The sequence below is a fragment of the Campylobacter ureolyticus ACS-301-V-Sch3b genome, from assembly GCF_000413435.1.
GTDB lineage: Bacteria > Campylobacterota > Campylobacteria > Campylobacterales > Campylobacteraceae > Campylobacter_B > Campylobacter_B ureolyticus_A.
In genome coordinates this window covers 395,574-412,457 of sequence record NZ_KE340326.1, presented here as the reverse complement: position 1 = coordinate 412,457, position 16,884 = coordinate 395,574, and the positions used below count along the sequence as shown (strand labels likewise).

Genomic DNA, 16,884 nt, shown 5'->3' with positions numbered 1-16,884 from the left:
CCTTAAATTTGTAATATTTAAATAATTTTATCCAAATAAGGCTTTAAAGAAAATGAAAATAGTAAGCAATTAAAAATTTCTTAACTCTATTTTTAAATTGGATTTAATTTTTTTTGGATCAAAACTATTTGTTGGGTTTTGTAAAACTCCGAAATTCTCACCAGTTTCTAGAAAATTTTGCAAATAATAAACTCCTTTATAGCCAAATTTTTCTAGCATTTCAGCCATTTTTGAAATATCATTTTCTGTAAAAATATCAGCGTGAATTGTAGTTCTAACTTCAAAAGGAAAGTTTAAACTTATTAGATATTTTAAAGTTTTTATAAATTTTTCATATAAATTAGAATTTGTTACTAAAAAATAATTTTCTTTTAATGCTTTAAAATCAAGTGCAATATAATCAATTAAATTTAGCTTTATAGCTTTTTTTAAAATTTCTAAATTTGAACCGTTTGTGTCTATTTTAAGGCTAAAATTTCTTTTTTTAACCTCTTTTGCTAGATATAAAAAATCTTTATTTAATGTGCATTCTCCGCCGCTAAAAACAACGGCTTCGAGTTTGTCTATGCGCTCATCTAAAAAGTGTAAAAACTCACTATTTTCTATAACGCCACTGCTTTTTACAATTTCAGTGTTATAGCAGTAAATACAACGCATATTACACCCTGAAAACCAAACGATGCACGCTAGTTTATCAGGATAATCAAGCATTGTAAATGGCGTTATAGAATAAATCAGTGCCATTTTTAGGCCGATTTTACTTTTTTGGGATTCTCACAAAATTTAACTCTTTCATTGTGTTCGCCAATTTTACCAATATTAAAACTCTCAACTGGTCTGTGATAACCCATAACCCTTGTATAAACAACGCATTTTGTTCTTTTGTCTTTGTTTGCATTTAAAATTTCATCTCTACTCATTTTATTCTCCTTTTAATTTGCTTGTTTTAAAATTTCTTCATCACAATATGGGCAAAACTCATGCTCGCCTGCTATATATCCGTGAATTTTACATACACTAAAAACAGGCGTGATTGTAATATATGGAAGTTTGTAATTTGTAACTATATTTTTTACTAGGTTTTTGCACGCCTCTTTTGAGCTAATTCGTTCTTTCATATACAGGTGAAACACTGTTCCGCCTGTATAGTTGCTTTGCAGTTCATCTTGTAAATCAAGTGCTTCAAATGGATCATCTCCAAAATTTGCAGGAAGTTGTGTTGAGTTTGTGTAGTAGTTATTTTCTTTAGTTCCTGCTTGGATTATATCCGGGTATCTTTTTATATCTTCTTTTGCGAAGCGGTATGTTGTGCCTTCTGCTGGCGTTGCTTCAAGATTATATAAATTTCCAGTAACTTGTTGAAAAGTTTTAATTTTTTCTCTTAAATGTTCTATTATTTCAAGTGAAAATTCCCTTCCAAATTTAGTTGTAATGTTTTCTTTATCGTTTGTGAAATTTCTTATCATCTCATTTGCGCCGTTTATACCGATAGTTGAGAAGTGATTTTTAAACCCAGGTAGATATCTTGCGGTGTATGGATAAAGCCCTCGATTATACATTTCTTGGATAAATTTTCTCTTTTTTTCAAGTGTGCTTTTGGCAAGCTCGCAAAGATAGTCAAGTCTTTGAAAAAGTGCTTTTTTGTCATTTTTATATAAATATCCAAGACGGGCCAAATTTATAGTCACAACACCGATGCTTCCAGTCATTTCAGCACTTCCAAAAAGTCCGCCACCTCTTTTTAAAAGTTCTCTTAAATCAAGTTGTAGCCTACAACACATGCTTCTTACATGACCTGGCTTGTAGGCTTTTGGATTTTCAACTAAATTTCCATTTTCATCTTTTATATATTGGCTTCCTATGAAATTTTGAAAATAGCTTGAGCCTATTTTTGCTGTATTTTCAAACAATGCATCAGCTACTTCGCTATCCCAGTTAAAATCTTCAGTTATATTTACAGTAGGAATTGGAAAAGTAAAAGGCTGTCCTAGGCGATCGCCTTTTGTCATTACCTCATAAAATGCTTTATTTATAGCATCCATTTCAGGCTGAAAATCGCCATAAGTCATGTCGATTAAATGCTTTTTACCTCGCTTGTTTGCCAGCTCTAAAAGCTCTTTATCATCTTCTAAGTCTCTAAAAAGATGCTTATCATCATGAGTTGGAATTTGGTCTTTTAAATCACTTGGCGGAGTTAAGTCAATAGTTATATTTGTAAAAGGACTTTGACCCCATCTTGCAGGCACATTTAGGTTGAATATAAAATTTGTAATGGCTTTTTTCATCTCAGAGTAGCTTAGTTTATCTCTAAAAACATAAGGTGCTAAATATGTATCAAAACTTGAAAAAGCCTGTGCTCCAGCCCATTCGCTTTGTAATATTCCTAAGAAATTTGCCATTTGATAAAGAGCTTCACGAAAGTGCTTTGGAGGACGGCTTTCAACTCTGCCTCTAACTCCGTTAAATCCTTCATTTAAAAGTGCTCTTAAGCTCCATCCAGCACAATATCCAGTTAAGCAATCTAAATCGTGAATGTGATAATCACCATTTCTATGTGCTAAACCCTCTTCTTTACTGTAAACAGCATCTAGCCAATAGTTTGCGATAACTTTTCCTGCTGTGTTGTTTATAAGACCAGCGTTTGAATAACTCGTATTTGAGTTTGCACTTATTCGCCAATCAGTTCCATTAATATACTCATTTATTGTTTGTGTTGAGTTAATGTATGTCGTATCGTCATTTAACCCTAGAATTTGTTCTCTTTGCATTTTGTGGGTGTGACGATAGAGCATAAAACTTTTTAGTTCATCAAAATAACCTGCCTTAAAAAGCGCTTTTTCAATAATATCTTGAATGTCTTCAACAGCAACTATTTTTTTAAAAGTTATTTCATCCATAACTGCATCAAAGATGCTTTTATCATAAGGCTTATTTTCGCTTTTAAATGCCTTTTTTATAGCATCTTCAATTTTGTATGGTAAAAACTCCTCTTTACTTCCATCTCTTTTTAAAATCTCTTTTTGTGTCAATTTTTATCCTGAAATATTTGAAATTTAATAAAATATTATAACTAAGCACTCTTAAAAATAGCATAAATTTTACTATTATTTATGATATTAAGTATCATAAATTAAATTTATAAATTTGTTTTTTAAAAATAACTCTAAGTTCCATTTAAAGGCTATTTTCAGCTAATATTTATATAATAAATAAAACAATTTTTTAGGAAAAAATATGCGTAGAATTGATAGAAAACTAAGCGATGAAAGCGCTTATAAAATAGTAGATAACTGTGAGTATGCGACATTTTCTACAATGGATGAAAATGAAGTTTTTAGTATCCCTTTATCTGTTGTTAGGAGTGGAAATTTTATCTATATTCACGGAGCACCTGCTGGAAGTAAAAAAAGGCTTTTCCAAAATGCAAAAGAGGTTACGATAGTTTGTGTAAGTTATGTAAAAGTACCAAATTTAGGCGATGATGAACTTAATAAATTCATGCAAAATCCAAAAAGCTTAGGAAGTAATGTTTTTACAACAGAGTATAAAAGTGCAGTTTTAAAAACATTAGCTTATGAGGTTTTAGACAGCGATGAAAAGGTTAGGGCGTTAAGGTTGTTGTGTGAAAAATACACTCCTAAATACATGAAAGCATTTGACTTGGCTATAAGTGCAAGCTTAGAAAGAACAAATATCTATAAATTTGAAATAATTTCTATGAGCGCAAAAGCAAAAATTATAAAATGATTTTAGGATAAGGCAGTAATTTATTTTTTATGTATTAGTTTATAAAATTTGATTTTTAATATTTTTATAGGAAGCTTTAATTTCATTAAAACTTCCTAATTTTTAAAGATATTTTTACTGACAACCTTCACACTCTATGCTTCTATCCATTGCGGCTTTTTCAGCAGCCACAGTATCAGGGCTTTGGCTTCTTAGATAATAAGTTGATTTTACTCCAAGTTTCCAAGCAAGTGTGTAAATGCTGTTTAGTAACCCACCCGAAGCCTTGTCAAGACTTATAAATATATTTAAACTTTGTCCTTGATCTATCCATTTTTGTCTAACGGCTGCTGCTTTTACAAGTAGAGTTTGTTCTAGATCATACGCTGAGGTATAAAAATTCCATGTATCAAGCGTTAGATTTGGAACAACAACTGGAATCATTCCACTAAGATTGTGTTCAAACCATTTTTTCTTATAAACTGGTTCAATTGTTTGCGTTGTTCCAACCAAAATACTTATGCTAGAAGTTGGTGCTATTGCCATTAAATATCCATTTCTCATACCATCTTGTTTAACTTTTTGTCTTAAACTTTCCCAATCGCAAGAATTCTCATCAAAAAGCCCACCTCTTTTTACAAGTTTTTTAGCTTCCTCATTTGCATTATCAATTGGCATTATGCCTTTGCTCCAGTTTGAGCCTTCAAAATCAGCATATTTGCCTTTTTCAACGGCTAAATTTGATGAGCTTAATATGGCATTGTAACTTATGTTTTCCATAATTTCATCTATTTTTTCAAAATGCTCGTAGCTTCCCCACGGTATTTTTTTGGTTGCAAGCATTTGTGCTTCACCCATAACACCGAGTCCAATTGCTCTTGAGTGAATATTTGTATGTTTTACTTTTTCGTGTGGATAGAAATTTAGATCAATCACATTATCAAGCATTCTAATGGCTATTGGAACAACTCTTTGGATATCTTCTTTGGTGTTTATTTTGCTTAAATTTATACTTGCAAGGTTGCAAACCGCGGTTTTTCCTTGAATATTTTCCTTTTCAACAATAAATATATTTTTATTATTCATAGAATCAAGCGAAGTTATTTTTTTTGCTCGTTTTGTTATACCACTATCAACTGTTACAATGTCATCTTCATCAAAAAACATAACACTTTCATCTTCAAAAATAACTTTTATTTTGTAATAATCAGGCTCTGTATTTTGAAAAATTTCAGTACATAAATTTGAGCTTCTTATTATGCCTGAGTGAGAATTTGGGTTTCTTTTATTTGCATTATCTTTAAAGGCTAAAAATGGCATTCCAGTCTCAAAATATGAAGTTAAAATCTTTTTCCAAAGCTCTTTTGCAAGTATAACTGTTTTTGGAATGTTTGGATTATTTTCATATTTTTCATACTCTTTTTCAAATTCTTCACCATATAAATTTGTTAAATTTTGCGTGTCAGCTGGATCAAAAAGTGTCCATTTTTCATTGTTTTGAACTCTTTTCATAAATAGATCATTTATCCACAGTGCTGGGAAAATTTCATGGGCTCTGCGTCTTTCTTCACCTGAGTTTTTTCTAAGATCTAAAAAATCACCCACATCCATATGCCAAGGCTCAATATAAACAGCAATTGCTCCTTTTCTAGTTCCTAGCTGATCAACCGCAACAGCAATATCATTTGTTATTTTTAAAAATGGTATTATTCCACCAGCTGCGTTTTTGTGCCCATCTATACTGCCACCCATAGCTCTTACTTTGCTCCAGTCCCAGCCGATCCCACCGCCAAATTTAGAAAGTAGCGCCATCTCTTTATAGCTATCAAAAATTCCTTCTATATTATCAGGTGTAGAGCCAATATAGCAAGATGAAAGTTGGTGGCGTGTTGTTCTTGCGTTAGATAGGGTAGGGGTTGCTGGCATAACCTCAAATTTAGATATTAAATCATAAAATTTCTTAGCCCAACTTTGGCAGTCAAATTCATTTTGCGCTAAAAACATAGCTATTGCCATAAACATATGTTGTGGAAGTTCGATTGGATTGGCGTTCTTATCTTTTAATAGATATCTATCATAAAGTGTTTTTATGCCAAGATAGGTAAATTGTAGGTCGCGTTTTGGGTCAATATAGCTATTTAGGTCATCCAAATCATATTTTTCTTTTAGTCCAAGTAAAATTCGCCCAACCTCTTCGCCTCTTTCAAAATACTCACGTAAATGTGGATATCCAGTATATCCTGTAACTTTGTGATAAAGATCATATAAAAACAGTCTCGCCGCTACAAAAGTCCAGTTTGGGCGATCAATATCTATCTTATCAACAGCTGTTTTTATAAGAGTTTGTTGAATTTCTTCTGTTGTTATCATATCTCTAAATTGAATTTTTGCATCAACTTCAAGCTCGCTTAAATTCACATTTTCAAGCCCCTCAACAGACTCTTTTGTATATTTTTTGATTTTGCTTATATCAAGTTCTTCAGTTCTGCCGTTTCTTTTTATTACTTTCATCTGCTCTCTTTTACCTTTCTTATTTCTACTGTAATCTAACAATTTAATTTAAATATATTATTTACTAGTCAAAGACTCTTTTAAAAATTTGATCTACATTTTTTGTGTAATATGAGTAGTCAAAACACTGCTTTATCTCTTCATCGCTTAAATTTGCTTTTAAGTCTTCATCTTTTAATAAGTTTTGTAAAAATAGGCTGTGATTGTTTTCATCGATTGCTTTTTTGCCATTTTGCAAATCAGCCCAAACTTTCATTGCATTTCTTTGAACTATTTTATAGGCATCTTCTCTTGAAATTCCTTTTTTTGGAAGTTCAAGTAAAATTCTTTGTGAAAAGACAAGCCCACCTGTTAAATTTAGGTTTTTCATCATATTTTCAGGATAAACAACTAAATTTTTAATCAAATTTGTAAGGCGGTTTAGCATAAAATCAGCTGTTATAAAGGCATCTGGAAGTATAAATCTCTCAACTGAACTATGGCTTATATCTCTTTCGTGCCATAAGGCGACATTTTCCATTGCAGGAATTGTATAGCTTCGCAAAACCCTGCAAAGTCCGGTTACATTTTCACTTAAAACTGGGTTTCTTTTATGAGGCATTGCAGAACTTCCTTTTTGTCCGGGACTAAAATACTCCTCGCACTCATAAACCTCTGTTCTTTGGTAGTGGCGAATGGCAACAGCTATTTTTTCGCAGCTTGATGCCAAAATTGCAATAGCTGAGATAACTTGTGCGTAGCGATCTCTTTGTATTACTTGGTTGCTAGCTGGTGCTGGACTTAAGCCTAGATGCTCGCAAACTAACTCTTCAAGTTCAAGCGGGGCGTGAGCAAAATTTCCCATAGCTCCACTTATTTTTCCAACACTAATTACTTTTTTAGCATGATTTAAAAGCTCCAAGCTTCTATTTATCTCATCATACCAAATCGCCAAAACAAGCCCAAAAGTTATCGGCTCGCCATGAATTCCATGACTTCTGCCAACCATTAGTGTATTTTTATGCTCAAATGCACGGATTTTTATCGCCTCTTTTAAGTTTTTAACATCTTCTATAATTAGTTCTAAGCTCTCTTTTATCTGAAGCCCAACAGCTGTATCTATGCAGTCACTTGAAGTCATGCCATAGTGTAAAAATCTACTCTCACTTCCTAAATTTTCGCTAACGCTTGTTAAAAACGCTATAACATCATGCTTTGTGACTTTTTCTATCTCATCTATTCTATCTATATCGAATTTTGCATTTTCACAAATTTTTTTGCATGACTCATCATCTATAAGCCCAAGTTTGTTCCAAGCCTTCACAGCTGCTAACTCAACTTTTAGCCAAGCATCATATTTTGCTTTTATTGTCCATTTGTCGCTCATCTGTTTTCTAGCATATCTTTCTACCATCTTTTACCTTCTTTTAAACAAAATTTTTATAAAGTTATAATTTATCATTTTAGCAAAAAGAGGGTAAAAATTGCCTTATATTATGAAAAAAATAGCTTTTGTCAATGGTGAAAAAGCTTATCAAATTTTACTAAATTTAGGTTATAAGATGAGTCAAGCTCAAAAACTTATAGATAAAAAGCGACTTTTTAACCTTGATGAAATTGTTATATCTAAAAATCAAATTTTAAATGGAGATGTTTTTTTAATCGATTATGAGTGTGAGCCAAAGGGTTTAGAGCCTATTTTTGAAGATGAAATTTTGGTGGCATTTGATAAGCCAAGTGGAGTTTTAACTCATCCAAATGGAAGAAACTCAAACTACTCTATGAATGATGAAATTTGGTCAAAATTTGGGCGAGATGCAAGTGTGGCACATAGACTAGATAAAGAAACAAGTGGAGTTTTACTCGTGGCTAAAAATAAAACCATTGAAAAAGAACTTAAACTTAAATTTCAAAATTTAGAAATAAAAAAAACATATTTTGCTATAGTTAAAGGCATTGTTGAAAAAAATTTTACAGTAGAAAATTTTTTAAATACCGATAAAACAGCCACGAGTTTAAAAAATAAAATGTATGTCCAAACTAGTGGAAAATTTGCAAAGACCGAGTTTGAAATAGTTCAAATTTATGAAAAAATAGGCTTTACGCTTTTAAAATGTATCCCAAAAACAGGGCGTCAGCACCAGATACGAGTGCAATTGTTTCACGTGAAACATCCAATAGTTGGAGATGCACTTTATGGAGTTAGTGATGAGTTCGCTAGTGATTTTTTAGATGAAAAAATAAGTGTTGAAAGTAGGGTAAAAATCACTGGAGCCAAAAGACTTTTACTTCACTCAGAAAGTTTAGAATTTGAGTTTAATGGAAAAACTTATAATATTAAAAGTAATTTCGATGCAAAAAATGAATTTGAAAAACTAATAGGATTTTATTAAATTTGGAAATGGTAAAGTAACAATAACTATTTATTTTGTTAGAATACTTTGAGCAATATCTATCAAAATAAGTTTGTATTTTATACAATTTTACTAACTTTTGTTAGTAAAATTTACTCATCTTTGTTTTCAGATAATATCACTTTAATCATAAGACCAAAGCCTAAAATCAAAACAATAGTTATAAAAATAATCTCTATTAAATCTAATTTTGTCAATTTTTTTCCCTTTTATTTTTTTATATTTTATTTTCACTTCGTTCTTTTAGTTGTCCACAAGCCGCACTTATGTCAATTCCTTTTGACTCTCTTATAGTGCAAGTTACACTTTTGCTTTGTAAAAAATCACGGAATTTTTCCATATTTTCTTTTAACGGACGTTTATAAATGCTGCCTTCGTGTGGGTTAAAATAGATTAAATTTACCTTTGCCTTTATACCATGAAGTAATTTTACTAAAGTTTTTGCATCTTTTAGACTATCATTTACGCTGTGCATCATTAGATATTCAAACATCACTCTTTTTCTCATATCACTAGGAAACTCTCTTATGGCATCCATTATGGAAGCTATATTATAAGCCTTATTTATTGGCATAAGCTCTTGTCTTAACTCATCATTTACTGCATGAAGTGATATTGCCAATAAAACTCCCAAATTCATCTCTCCAAGCTTTTTTATTTGTGAGCTAAGTCCACTTGTGCTTACTGTCTGTCTTCTTGGCGAGATTGCAAGTCCGTCATTGTCGGTAAAAATTTTAATAGCTTTTGCAACATTTTCAAGATTATTAAGAGGTTCGCCCATTCCCATATAAACAATATTTACACGTCTTTCATATGGAATTTTATTAATCTTTTTTATAAAATGAACTTGTTCTACAATTTCACCGGCAGTCAAGTTTCTGACAAACCCACCTTTGGCCGTTAGGCAAAAACTACAACCCATTTTGCATCCGACTTGCGAGCTAACACAGACAGTGTATCTGGCATGACTTACAATTTTGCCATCATCAGCTCTTTCCTCATCTTTCATTGGAAGCAAAACGCTTTCTATAGTTTTTCCATCTTTTAATGCAAAAAGATATTTAATACTTCCATCTTTACTTTTTTCAGATTTTACAACTTTTAGTGGATCAAAATAAAAATTTTGGCTTAAATCTTGCCTTAAATCTTTTGGTAAATTTAACATTTCATCAAAGCTATCAACATTTTTTTTGTAAATCCATTCATAAATTTGTTTAGCTCTAAAAGCTGGTTTTACAAATTCACCGAGTTCATCTTTTGTAAAATCAAGTAAATTTTTCAAATCAACCCTTTTTCTTTCATATATATTTTTAATTTTTCTTTTGCTGCATCATGGTTTTTTATAAACATTTCATGAGCATTTTCATCACAAAAATTTGTAGTACAAACTACTGCTTTGCACTTAATTTTAAAAAAATTTGCTACACTTAAAACAGAATAAAACTCCATATTTTCTAAATCAAAACCATTTTCATAAAATTTTGCCGCTAAATTTTTATCTTGTGTTATGAAATTTGATGAGTTTATAACAATATTTGAACTGTTTGTTAGTGATGTTTCACGTGAAACATTTAGTGGATTTTCTAAATTTAAAGGAGAATACGACAAATTTAAAAGCCTAGAAATTTCTAAATTTGAAGCTTTAGAACTTTCATAGATTTCTAAAATTTCACCTTTTTTATAAATTCCAGCAGTTCCAACGAAGACGATTTGTTTTGGTAAATCGTCTTCTATAGATTTTTTTGTTAGTATGTTAGTTAGTTTTATAGCGCTTTGTATTAGCCCAATTCCAATACTTTGAGCAAATTCGAAGCTCTCACTTTTTCCTGCACAAACTAACAAGTTAGTCATTAAATTCTAACCTTTATACCATTTTCTAAAAGATATTTTTTCAACTCATTTATGCGAATTGTTCCAAAGTGAAATACTGAAGCTGCCAAAGCCGAATCAACTCCAACCTTAAAAGCATCTAAAAAGTCACTCATTTTTCCAGCACCACCACTTGCAATAACTGGGATATTTAACTCTTTTGCTAACAAACCTGTTATTTCTAAATCATATCCGTTAGTTACTCCATCTCTATCCATAGATGTTGGAAGAATTTCTGCTGCACCTCTATCTTGAACTTCTAAAGCCCATTTTAAAGCCTCTTTGCCGCTATCAACTTCGCCACCATTTATAAAAACATTGTAATTATTATTTACTTTTTTTACATCTATTGCCACAATTAATGAGTTAAATTCCTTAGCTGCTTCATTGATTAAACTAGGTGTTTTTATGGCTGCTGAGTTTATGCTAACCTTGCTTACACCAGCATCTAAAAGTGCTTTTATATCATCAATTGTCTTTATTCCACCGCCAACAATTAGTGGAATTTTTATAGAATTTGCTACTTTTTTAGCAAGCTCGACTGTTGTTTTTCTATTTTCATTAGTTGCAGTTATATCTAAAAAGCAAAGCTCATCAGCGCCTTCTTTTTCATAAAACTGAGCTATTTCTACAGGATCTCCGACATCGACTAAATTTACAAAATTTACACCTTTTACAACTCTGCCTTTGTTTGTGTCAAGACAAGGAATTATCTTTTTCATCTTTTGCCTTTGTATTAAAATAGAGTGTTATTTTATCAAAATTTTTCTAATGTGTAGCTTTGTTAGTTTTTTTTAGTTATAATCTTTTGATGATAAAGGCAAAAAAGAAATTCGGACAAAATTTCCTAAAAGATAGCGTGGTTCTTGATAAGATCATCCAAGCGATTCCCAAAGATATTTTTAGTGCCAAAGATTGCGATTTGGTCGAAATTGGGGCTGGCTTAGGTGATTTAACTAAGAAATTGTTAGAAATTTCAAAAGTTAAAAGTTATGAAATTGATGAAGATCTTTTTAAAATTTTAAATCAAACTTTTAAAAAAGAAATCGATGAAGAAAAATTGATCTTAACGCTTGGCGATGCTTTGCATCATTGGAATTTAATAAGTTGTAAGAGCTATTTTTTAGTTGCAAATTTGCCATATTATGTGGCGACAAATATCATGCTAAAAGCAATAGATGATCCAAATTGCTTAGGATTTATAGTTATGATCCAGCGTGAAGTTGCCTTGAAATTTTGTGGCTTTGGTGGTTCAAATTCGCTTAGTTTAATAACTGGCTTAAACGGAGAGATAAAAACTTTGTTTGATGTGCCTCCAAGTAGCTTTGAACCAGAACCAAAGGTTATGTCAAGCGTTGTAAAATTTAATAAATTTGATAATTTTAATGAGCTTGATAAAATCAACTATGAATCTTATAAAGATTTTTTAAAAACCTGTTTTTTAAGTCCTAGAAAAACGCTTTTTAAAAATTTAAGCTCTGAGATTGATAAAGAGATTTTAGAAAAATGCTTTGAAGAGTTGAATTTAGATAGAAATTTAAGAGCTCATCAATTAAATAACACCTTAATAGTAAAAATTTTTAATTATTTAAAGGTGAAAAATGGAAAAAAATCAAAATAGTGCAGACAATAAAAGCACCCAAAACAGCTATCCAAATGATTCAAATAACAAAAACAATAACGGTGTAAAAAAAGAAAACAATCAAAATCAACAAACAAGTAGGCAAAACGGTTTTAAAAAGACAAATCGCTATGCAAACCGAAAGAAAAATCTTCAAAAAGAATCAGGCATAGGCGAAAAAGAAACTCCTAAAAAAACTCAGTCAAAAAGACGAAAAAAATCAAATATTTCTAGATGTTTAAACGGCAATGAAAATTGGCAAAAAGAGATGGAAAAAGCAATCATCGCAAACAAAAAAGTTCACGATGAAAGGCTAAATCCTTTAAGATTTTTTAAATCAAATTCTAAGATCCGCATAACTCCGCTTGGTGGTCTTGGTGAAATAGGTGGAAATATCACTATTTTTGAGACAAATACAAGTGCCATTATAGTTGATGTTGGTATGAGTTTTCCAAATGAAAGTATGCTTGGAGTTGATATTTTAATACCTGATTTTGACTATATAAGAAAGATAAAAGACAAAATTAAAGCTGTAATTATAACTCACGCGCATGAAGATCACATCGGCGCAATGCCATATTTTTATAAAGAGTTTGACTATCCAATTTATGCTACGCCACTTTGTCTTGGAATGATATCAAATAAATTTGAAGAGCATGGCTTAAAGGTAAAAAGAGCACTTTTCAGACCAGTAGAAAAAAGAAAAGTCTATAAAATAGGCGATTTTGATGTCGAATGGATACATATCACTCACTCCATAATTGATGCTTCAGCCCTTGCTATAAAAACAGAAGCTGGCACTATCATCCACACAGGGGATTTTAAGATAGATCACACACCAATCGATGGTTATCCGACTGATTTAGGGCGCTTAGCAGAATATGGAGAAAAAGGGGTGCTTCTTTTGATGAGTGATAGCACAAATTCTCATAGAGATGGCATTACAAAGAGTGAAAAAACAGTTGGAAAGACCTTTGATGAGATATTTTCCAAGTCAAAAGGAAGAGTTATAATGAGCACATTTAGCTCAAATGTCCATAGAATTTATCAAGCTATTGAACATGGGCTAAAACACAATAGAAAAATTTGTGTTATTGGAAGATCAATGGAGAGAAATTTATTTACTGCTATGGAGCTTGGATATATTGATCTTTCAAAGGAAATTTTTATAGATGCAAACGAAGTTGGAAAATACCCTGATAACGAGGTTTTAATAGTAACAACAGGAAGTCAGGGCGAGACTATGAGTGCACTATATAGAATGGCAACGGATGAGCATAAATATATCAAGATAAAGCCAAGCGATCAAATTATTATCTCAGCTAAAGCAATCCCTGGAAATGAGGCGAGTGTTTCAAATATCTTAAACTATCTTTTAAAAAGTGGTGCAAAAGTTGCGTATCAAGATTTTAGTGAGATTCATGTCTCAGGTCACGCTGCACAAGAAGAACAAAAGCTCATGCTTCGTCTTACAAAGCCTAAGTTTTTCTTGCCTGTTCATGGGGAGTATAATCATATAGAAAAGCACTCTAAAACAGCCATTGAGTGCGGTGTTGATGAGAGAAATATCTATTTGATGAGTGATGGTGATCAAGTTGAGGTTACAAGTGGATATATAAAAAGAGTAAAAACTGTAAAAACTGGCAAAATTTTTGTCGACAATCAGATAAACAAAGAAATCTCAGATGATATGGTAAAACATCGTCAAAATTTAGCGGATGCTGGTGTTGTAATGGTTATCGCTCAAGTTGATCAAGCAAATAAAAAGCTTGTAAAAACAAGAGTTATAACTTATGGAGTTGTTAATGCAAAAGAACAAAGAGCCTTTGCAAAAGATATGGAACTTGTTTTAATACAGTTTCTAAGTAATTTAAAAAATGAGCTTTTAGGAGATCAAAGGGCTTTAGAAAATCAAATAAGACAAGCCATAAGAAAGCATATCTTTAGACGTCTTAAAAAGTATCCTACAATTGTTCCTGTAATTTATCTAGTTTAAAAGGAGTTAATATGAATAAAGTTATAAAGATTGCAAAGGAAATTTTAGAAAAAGAGCAAAGGCCATTAAATCCAAGTCAAATGTATAAAATAGCCGAAAATTTAGGGCTTACAGAAGAGCTAAATTTCAAAGGTAAAACACCATGGGCTACTTTTGGTGCATATATTTATATGGATTTAAAAAATAATTCAGATACTATTTTTAAAAAAGTGCAGGAAAGACCAATTTTGATAATGTTAAAAGATCAGCATTTTAATATTAAAGCAAAAATACAGGCTTCGAAAAATAGTAAAACTTCAAATAATGATTCACAAACCACTAAATTTAATGAGGGAGATTTACATTGTATTCTTGCATATTTTATAAACTCAAATCCAAATTTTAACGCTTTACCAAAAACAATCAATCATAGAAAAGGCCCAAAAAACGATAAAGGTTTTAATAAATGGCTATATCCTGATATGGTTGCTGTTAGTTTTGAGGAATTTAACAGCGACACTACATATAAATTTCTAGAAAAATTTAAAAATTTCCCTATAAAAATTTATTCATTTGAATTAAAAATAAAACTTACTGTTTCAGATTTTAGAAAGTGTTATTTTCAGGCTGTTAGTAACTCAAGTTGGGCAAATGAGGGATATTTGGTTGCTTTGGATATTGACGAAAGCGATGAAGAGTTAATAGAGCTGATAACAAAAACAGCACTTAGTTTTGGTATTGGAGTTTTAAGTCTTGATAGTGAAAATATAGAGCAAAGCAAAATCATAGCCCCTGCAAAATTTAAGGAAATTTTAGATTTTAATCTAGTTGATGAGCTTTCATACAAAAATGAAGATTTCAAAAATTTTATAAAAACAATAAACGACTATGATGTTAAAAATGAAACAAGATATAAAAATGAATTTGATGAAATTTGCGATGGCGAAGAAATCAACAGACATATGTTAGAAAAAAAGATAAAAAAAGATCTAAAATGAGTGAAATTTTAGAAATTGGAAAAAGAGTTTTGGAGCTTGAGGGAAATGAGCTTTTAAGGCACTCAAACTTGCTTGATGATAAATTTGAAAATGCTTTAAAATTGCTTTATTCTTGCAAAGGAAAAGTTATCGTAACGGGCGTTGGAAAAAGTGGTCATATAGGTGCAAAAATAGCAGCTACAATGGCTAGTACTGGCACTCCTAGTTTTTTTTTACATCCAACTGAAGCTTTGCATGGAGATCTTGGAATGGTGCAAAAAAGCGATGTGATACTAGCGATAAGTTTTAGTGGTGAAAGTGATGAACTTATAAAAATAATGCCTCACCTAAAAAGATTTGGCGTTCAAATTATATCAATGACTGCTAAGCTTGGTAGCTCTTTGGCTAAATTTAGCGATGAAATAATAAGCCTTGATATCATAAAAGAGGCTTGTCCATTAGGTGCTGCGCCAACAGTTTCTACTACGCTAACTTTGGCTTTGGGTGATGCCTTGGCAATCTGTCTTATGAAGATGAGAAACTTTAAAGTTGAGGATTTTGCAAATTTTCATCCAGGTGGAAGCCTTGGAAAAAGACTCTTTTTAAAGGTAAAAGATGTTATGAAAACTAACGAGTTACCAGTTGTTAGTTGTGATGTTAGTCTTAAAGTTGCCATAGATACGATGACTCATGGAAAACTTGGAGCTGTTTTACTAACAGATAAAAGCGGTAAGTTAGTGGCGATTTTAAGTGATGGGGATTTAAGAAGAGCACTACAAAGAGACGATTTTGATATAAATGATAAAGCCTTAAACTACGCAACAAAAGAGCCAAAAATCATAGATGATGATGAAATGTTAGCATCAACTGCCCTTAAAATAATAGAAAAATATAAAATTCAACTACTTGTAATTGTCAATGACAAAAAAGTTCCAATCGGGGCTTTACACATTCATGATTTGACAAATTTAGGATTGTAAATGGAAAAAATGAGAATTAATAAGTTCATTTCGCACAACACAAGCTACTCACGCCGTGAAGCAGACGAGTTTATAAAAAGTGGAAAAGTTAGTGTGAATGGAAGAGTTGTTAGTGATTTTGTAGAAGTTAGCTATGAAGATAAAATCAAGATAAATGGACGTTTGGTTAAGAAAAAAACTGAGTTTTCAGTTATTGTTTATAACAAACAAAAAGGTGAGTTAGTTACAAAACGTGATGATAGGGGTAGAAAAACAATATTCGATACCTTGCCGAAAGGTTTTAGTAAGTTTATAAGTGTTGGAAGACTTGACTTTGCTAGCGAAGGACTTTTACTGCTTACTGATGCACCTGCTATAGCTGAGGCTTTAATGAGAAGCGATATTGAAAGAATGTATTATCTAAAGGTAAAGGGCGAAGTAACTGATGATGTTATAACAGCGATGAGAGAGGGCTTTTTTGCCAAAGATGCTACAAAAGGAGCACATGAAAAAACGCAGATCAAATCAATGGAATTTAAGCCTTTTTTGGCCTACTCGGTGCTTGGATCAAGTGGTGGTTATACAAAACTAAAAGTCATTATAAATGAGGGTCAAAATAGAGAGCTAAGACGCTTTTTTGGATGCTTTGATCTAGAAGTTATGGAACTAAAAAGAGTTAGTTTTGGAAGGGTTGATTTGGGGATGTTAAAGCCTGGAAAATGGAGATATTTAACAAGTTCAGAATATGATGATTTAAGAGATTTTCTAAAACAAAATGGTGTTAGATACTAATATTTTTGTTTTATAACAATTTACTATTAAGTCCTATAATGTCAAGTAATTCAATAGATAT

General features: G+C 31.5%; 13 protein-coding genes and 1 pseudogene. 7 read left to right on the top strand and 7 right to left on the bottom strand.

What is annotated here, in order from left to right; all coding sequences use genetic code 11:
* Positions 1-69 precede the first annotated feature (69 nt).
* Together HMPREF9309_RS02070 and HMPREF9309_RS02060 are read right to left on the bottom strand one after the other, a co-directional pair.
* The gene (locus HMPREF9309_RS02070; protein WP_016646269.1) at positions 70-744 is read right to left on the bottom strand and encodes an anaerobic ribonucleoside-triphosphate reductase activating protein; all 675 of its coding nucleotides are present in this window, start codon (positions 742-744) and stop codon (positions 70-72) included.
* Positions 745-746: 2 nt separating this feature from the next.
* Positions 747-3,029: pseudogene (locus HMPREF9309_RS02060) on the bottom strand (ribonucleoside triphosphate reductase).
* Between the two features lie 205 nt (positions 3,030-3,234).
* Here HMPREF9309_RS02060 and HMPREF9309_RS02055 point away from each other — a divergent pair.
* On the top strand, positions 3,235-3,747 hold the full coding sequence (locus HMPREF9309_RS02055) for a pyridoxamine 5'-phosphate oxidase family protein (protein WP_016646266.1): 513 nt from the start codon (positions 3,235-3,237) through the stop codon (positions 3,745-3,747).
* 114 nt (positions 3,748-3,861) lie between these two features.
* Here the strand turns inward: HMPREF9309_RS02055 and HMPREF9309_RS02050 are convergent, their stop codons facing one another.
* A complete protein-coding gene (locus HMPREF9309_RS02050) occupies positions 3,862-6,237 on the bottom strand; it encodes a ribonucleoside-diphosphate reductase subunit alpha (RefSeq protein ID WP_016646265.1) in 2,376 nt (791 codons plus the stop codon).
* A gap of 64 nt (positions 6,238-6,301) precedes the next feature.
* Positions 6,302-7,630 (bottom strand): adenylosuccinate lyase, encoded by a 1,329-nt coding sequence (gene purB / locus HMPREF9309_RS02045; RefSeq protein WP_016646264.1) that lies wholly within the window; start codon positions 7,628-7,630, stop codon positions 6,302-6,304.
* 70 nt (positions 7,631-7,700) lie between these two features.
* Between purB and HMPREF9309_RS02040 the strand changes: the two genes are divergently transcribed.
* Positions 7,701-8,609 carry an RluA family pseudouridine synthase gene (locus tag HMPREF9309_RS02040; protein WP_016646263.1) on the top strand — a complete coding sequence of 303 codons (909 nt, stop codon included), beginning with the start codon at positions 7,701-7,703 and terminating at the stop codon, positions 8,607-8,609.
* 238 nt (positions 8,610-8,847) lie between these two features.
* Here the strand turns inward: HMPREF9309_RS02040 and rlmN are convergent, their stop codons facing one another.
* From rlmN to hisF, 3 genes are read right to left on the bottom strand one after another with little or no spacing between them, the layout of a single operon-like run.
* Complete coding sequence (rlmN, locus tag HMPREF9309_RS02035; RefSeq protein ID WP_016646262.1) at positions 8,848-9,912, bottom strand: dual-specificity RNA methyltransferase RlmN; 1,065 nt, start codon at positions 9,910-9,912, stop codon at positions 8,848-8,850.
* Positions 9,909-10,472 (bottom strand): phosphorylase family protein, encoded by a 564-nt coding sequence (locus tag HMPREF9309_RS02030; protein WP_231370843.1) that lies wholly within the window; start codon positions 10,470-10,472, stop codon positions 9,909-9,911. Before HMPREF9309_RS02030 ends, rlmN begins: the two co-directional genes overlap by 4 nt.
* Positions 10,473-10,480: 8 nt before the next feature.
* A complete protein-coding gene (hisF, locus tag HMPREF9309_RS02025) occupies positions 10,481-11,221 on the bottom strand; it encodes an imidazole glycerol phosphate synthase subunit HisF (protein WP_016646260.1) in 741 nt (246 codons plus the stop codon).
* Positions 11,222-11,310: 89 nt separating this feature from the next.
* On the opposite strand from hisF, the gene rsmA reads away from it, so the two are divergent.
* The 5 genes from rsmA to HMPREF9309_RS02000 are packed head-to-tail and all read left to right on the top strand — an operon-like array spanning position 11,311 to position 16,823.
* The gene (gene rsmA, locus HMPREF9309_RS02020; RefSeq protein WP_016646259.1) at positions 11,311-12,120 is read left to right on the top strand and encodes a 16S rRNA (adenine(1518)-N(6)/adenine(1519)-N(6))-dimethyltransferase RsmA; all 810 of its coding nucleotides are present in this window, start codon (positions 11,311-11,313) and stop codon (positions 12,118-12,120) included.
* Positions 12,101-14,116, top strand: a complete 2,016-nt coding sequence (locus HMPREF9309_RS02015; protein WP_016646258.1) for a ribonuclease J — start codon at positions 12,101-12,103, stop codon at positions 14,114-14,116. The genes rsmA and HMPREF9309_RS02015 overlap by 20 nt, the downstream gene beginning before the upstream one ends.
* Positions 14,117-14,127: 11 nt before the next feature.
* A complete protein-coding gene (locus HMPREF9309_RS02010; RefSeq protein WP_016646257.1) occupies positions 14,128-15,093 on the top strand; it encodes an HTH domain-containing protein in 966 nt (321 codons plus the stop codon).
* Positions 15,090-16,052 (top strand): KpsF/GutQ family sugar-phosphate isomerase, encoded by a 963-nt coding sequence (locus tag HMPREF9309_RS02005; RefSeq protein WP_016646256.1) that lies wholly within the window; start codon positions 15,090-15,092, stop codon positions 16,050-16,052. The genes HMPREF9309_RS02010 and HMPREF9309_RS02005 overlap by 4 nt, the downstream gene beginning before the upstream one ends.
* 9 nt (positions 16,053-16,061) lie before the next feature.
* Positions 16,062-16,823: a pseudouridine synthase gene (locus HMPREF9309_RS02000; RefSeq protein ID WP_196799672.1), complete on the top strand. Its 762-nt coding sequence runs from the start codon at positions 16,062-16,064 to the stop codon at positions 16,821-16,823.
* The last annotated feature ends 61 nt before the right edge of the window (positions 16,824-16,884 follow it).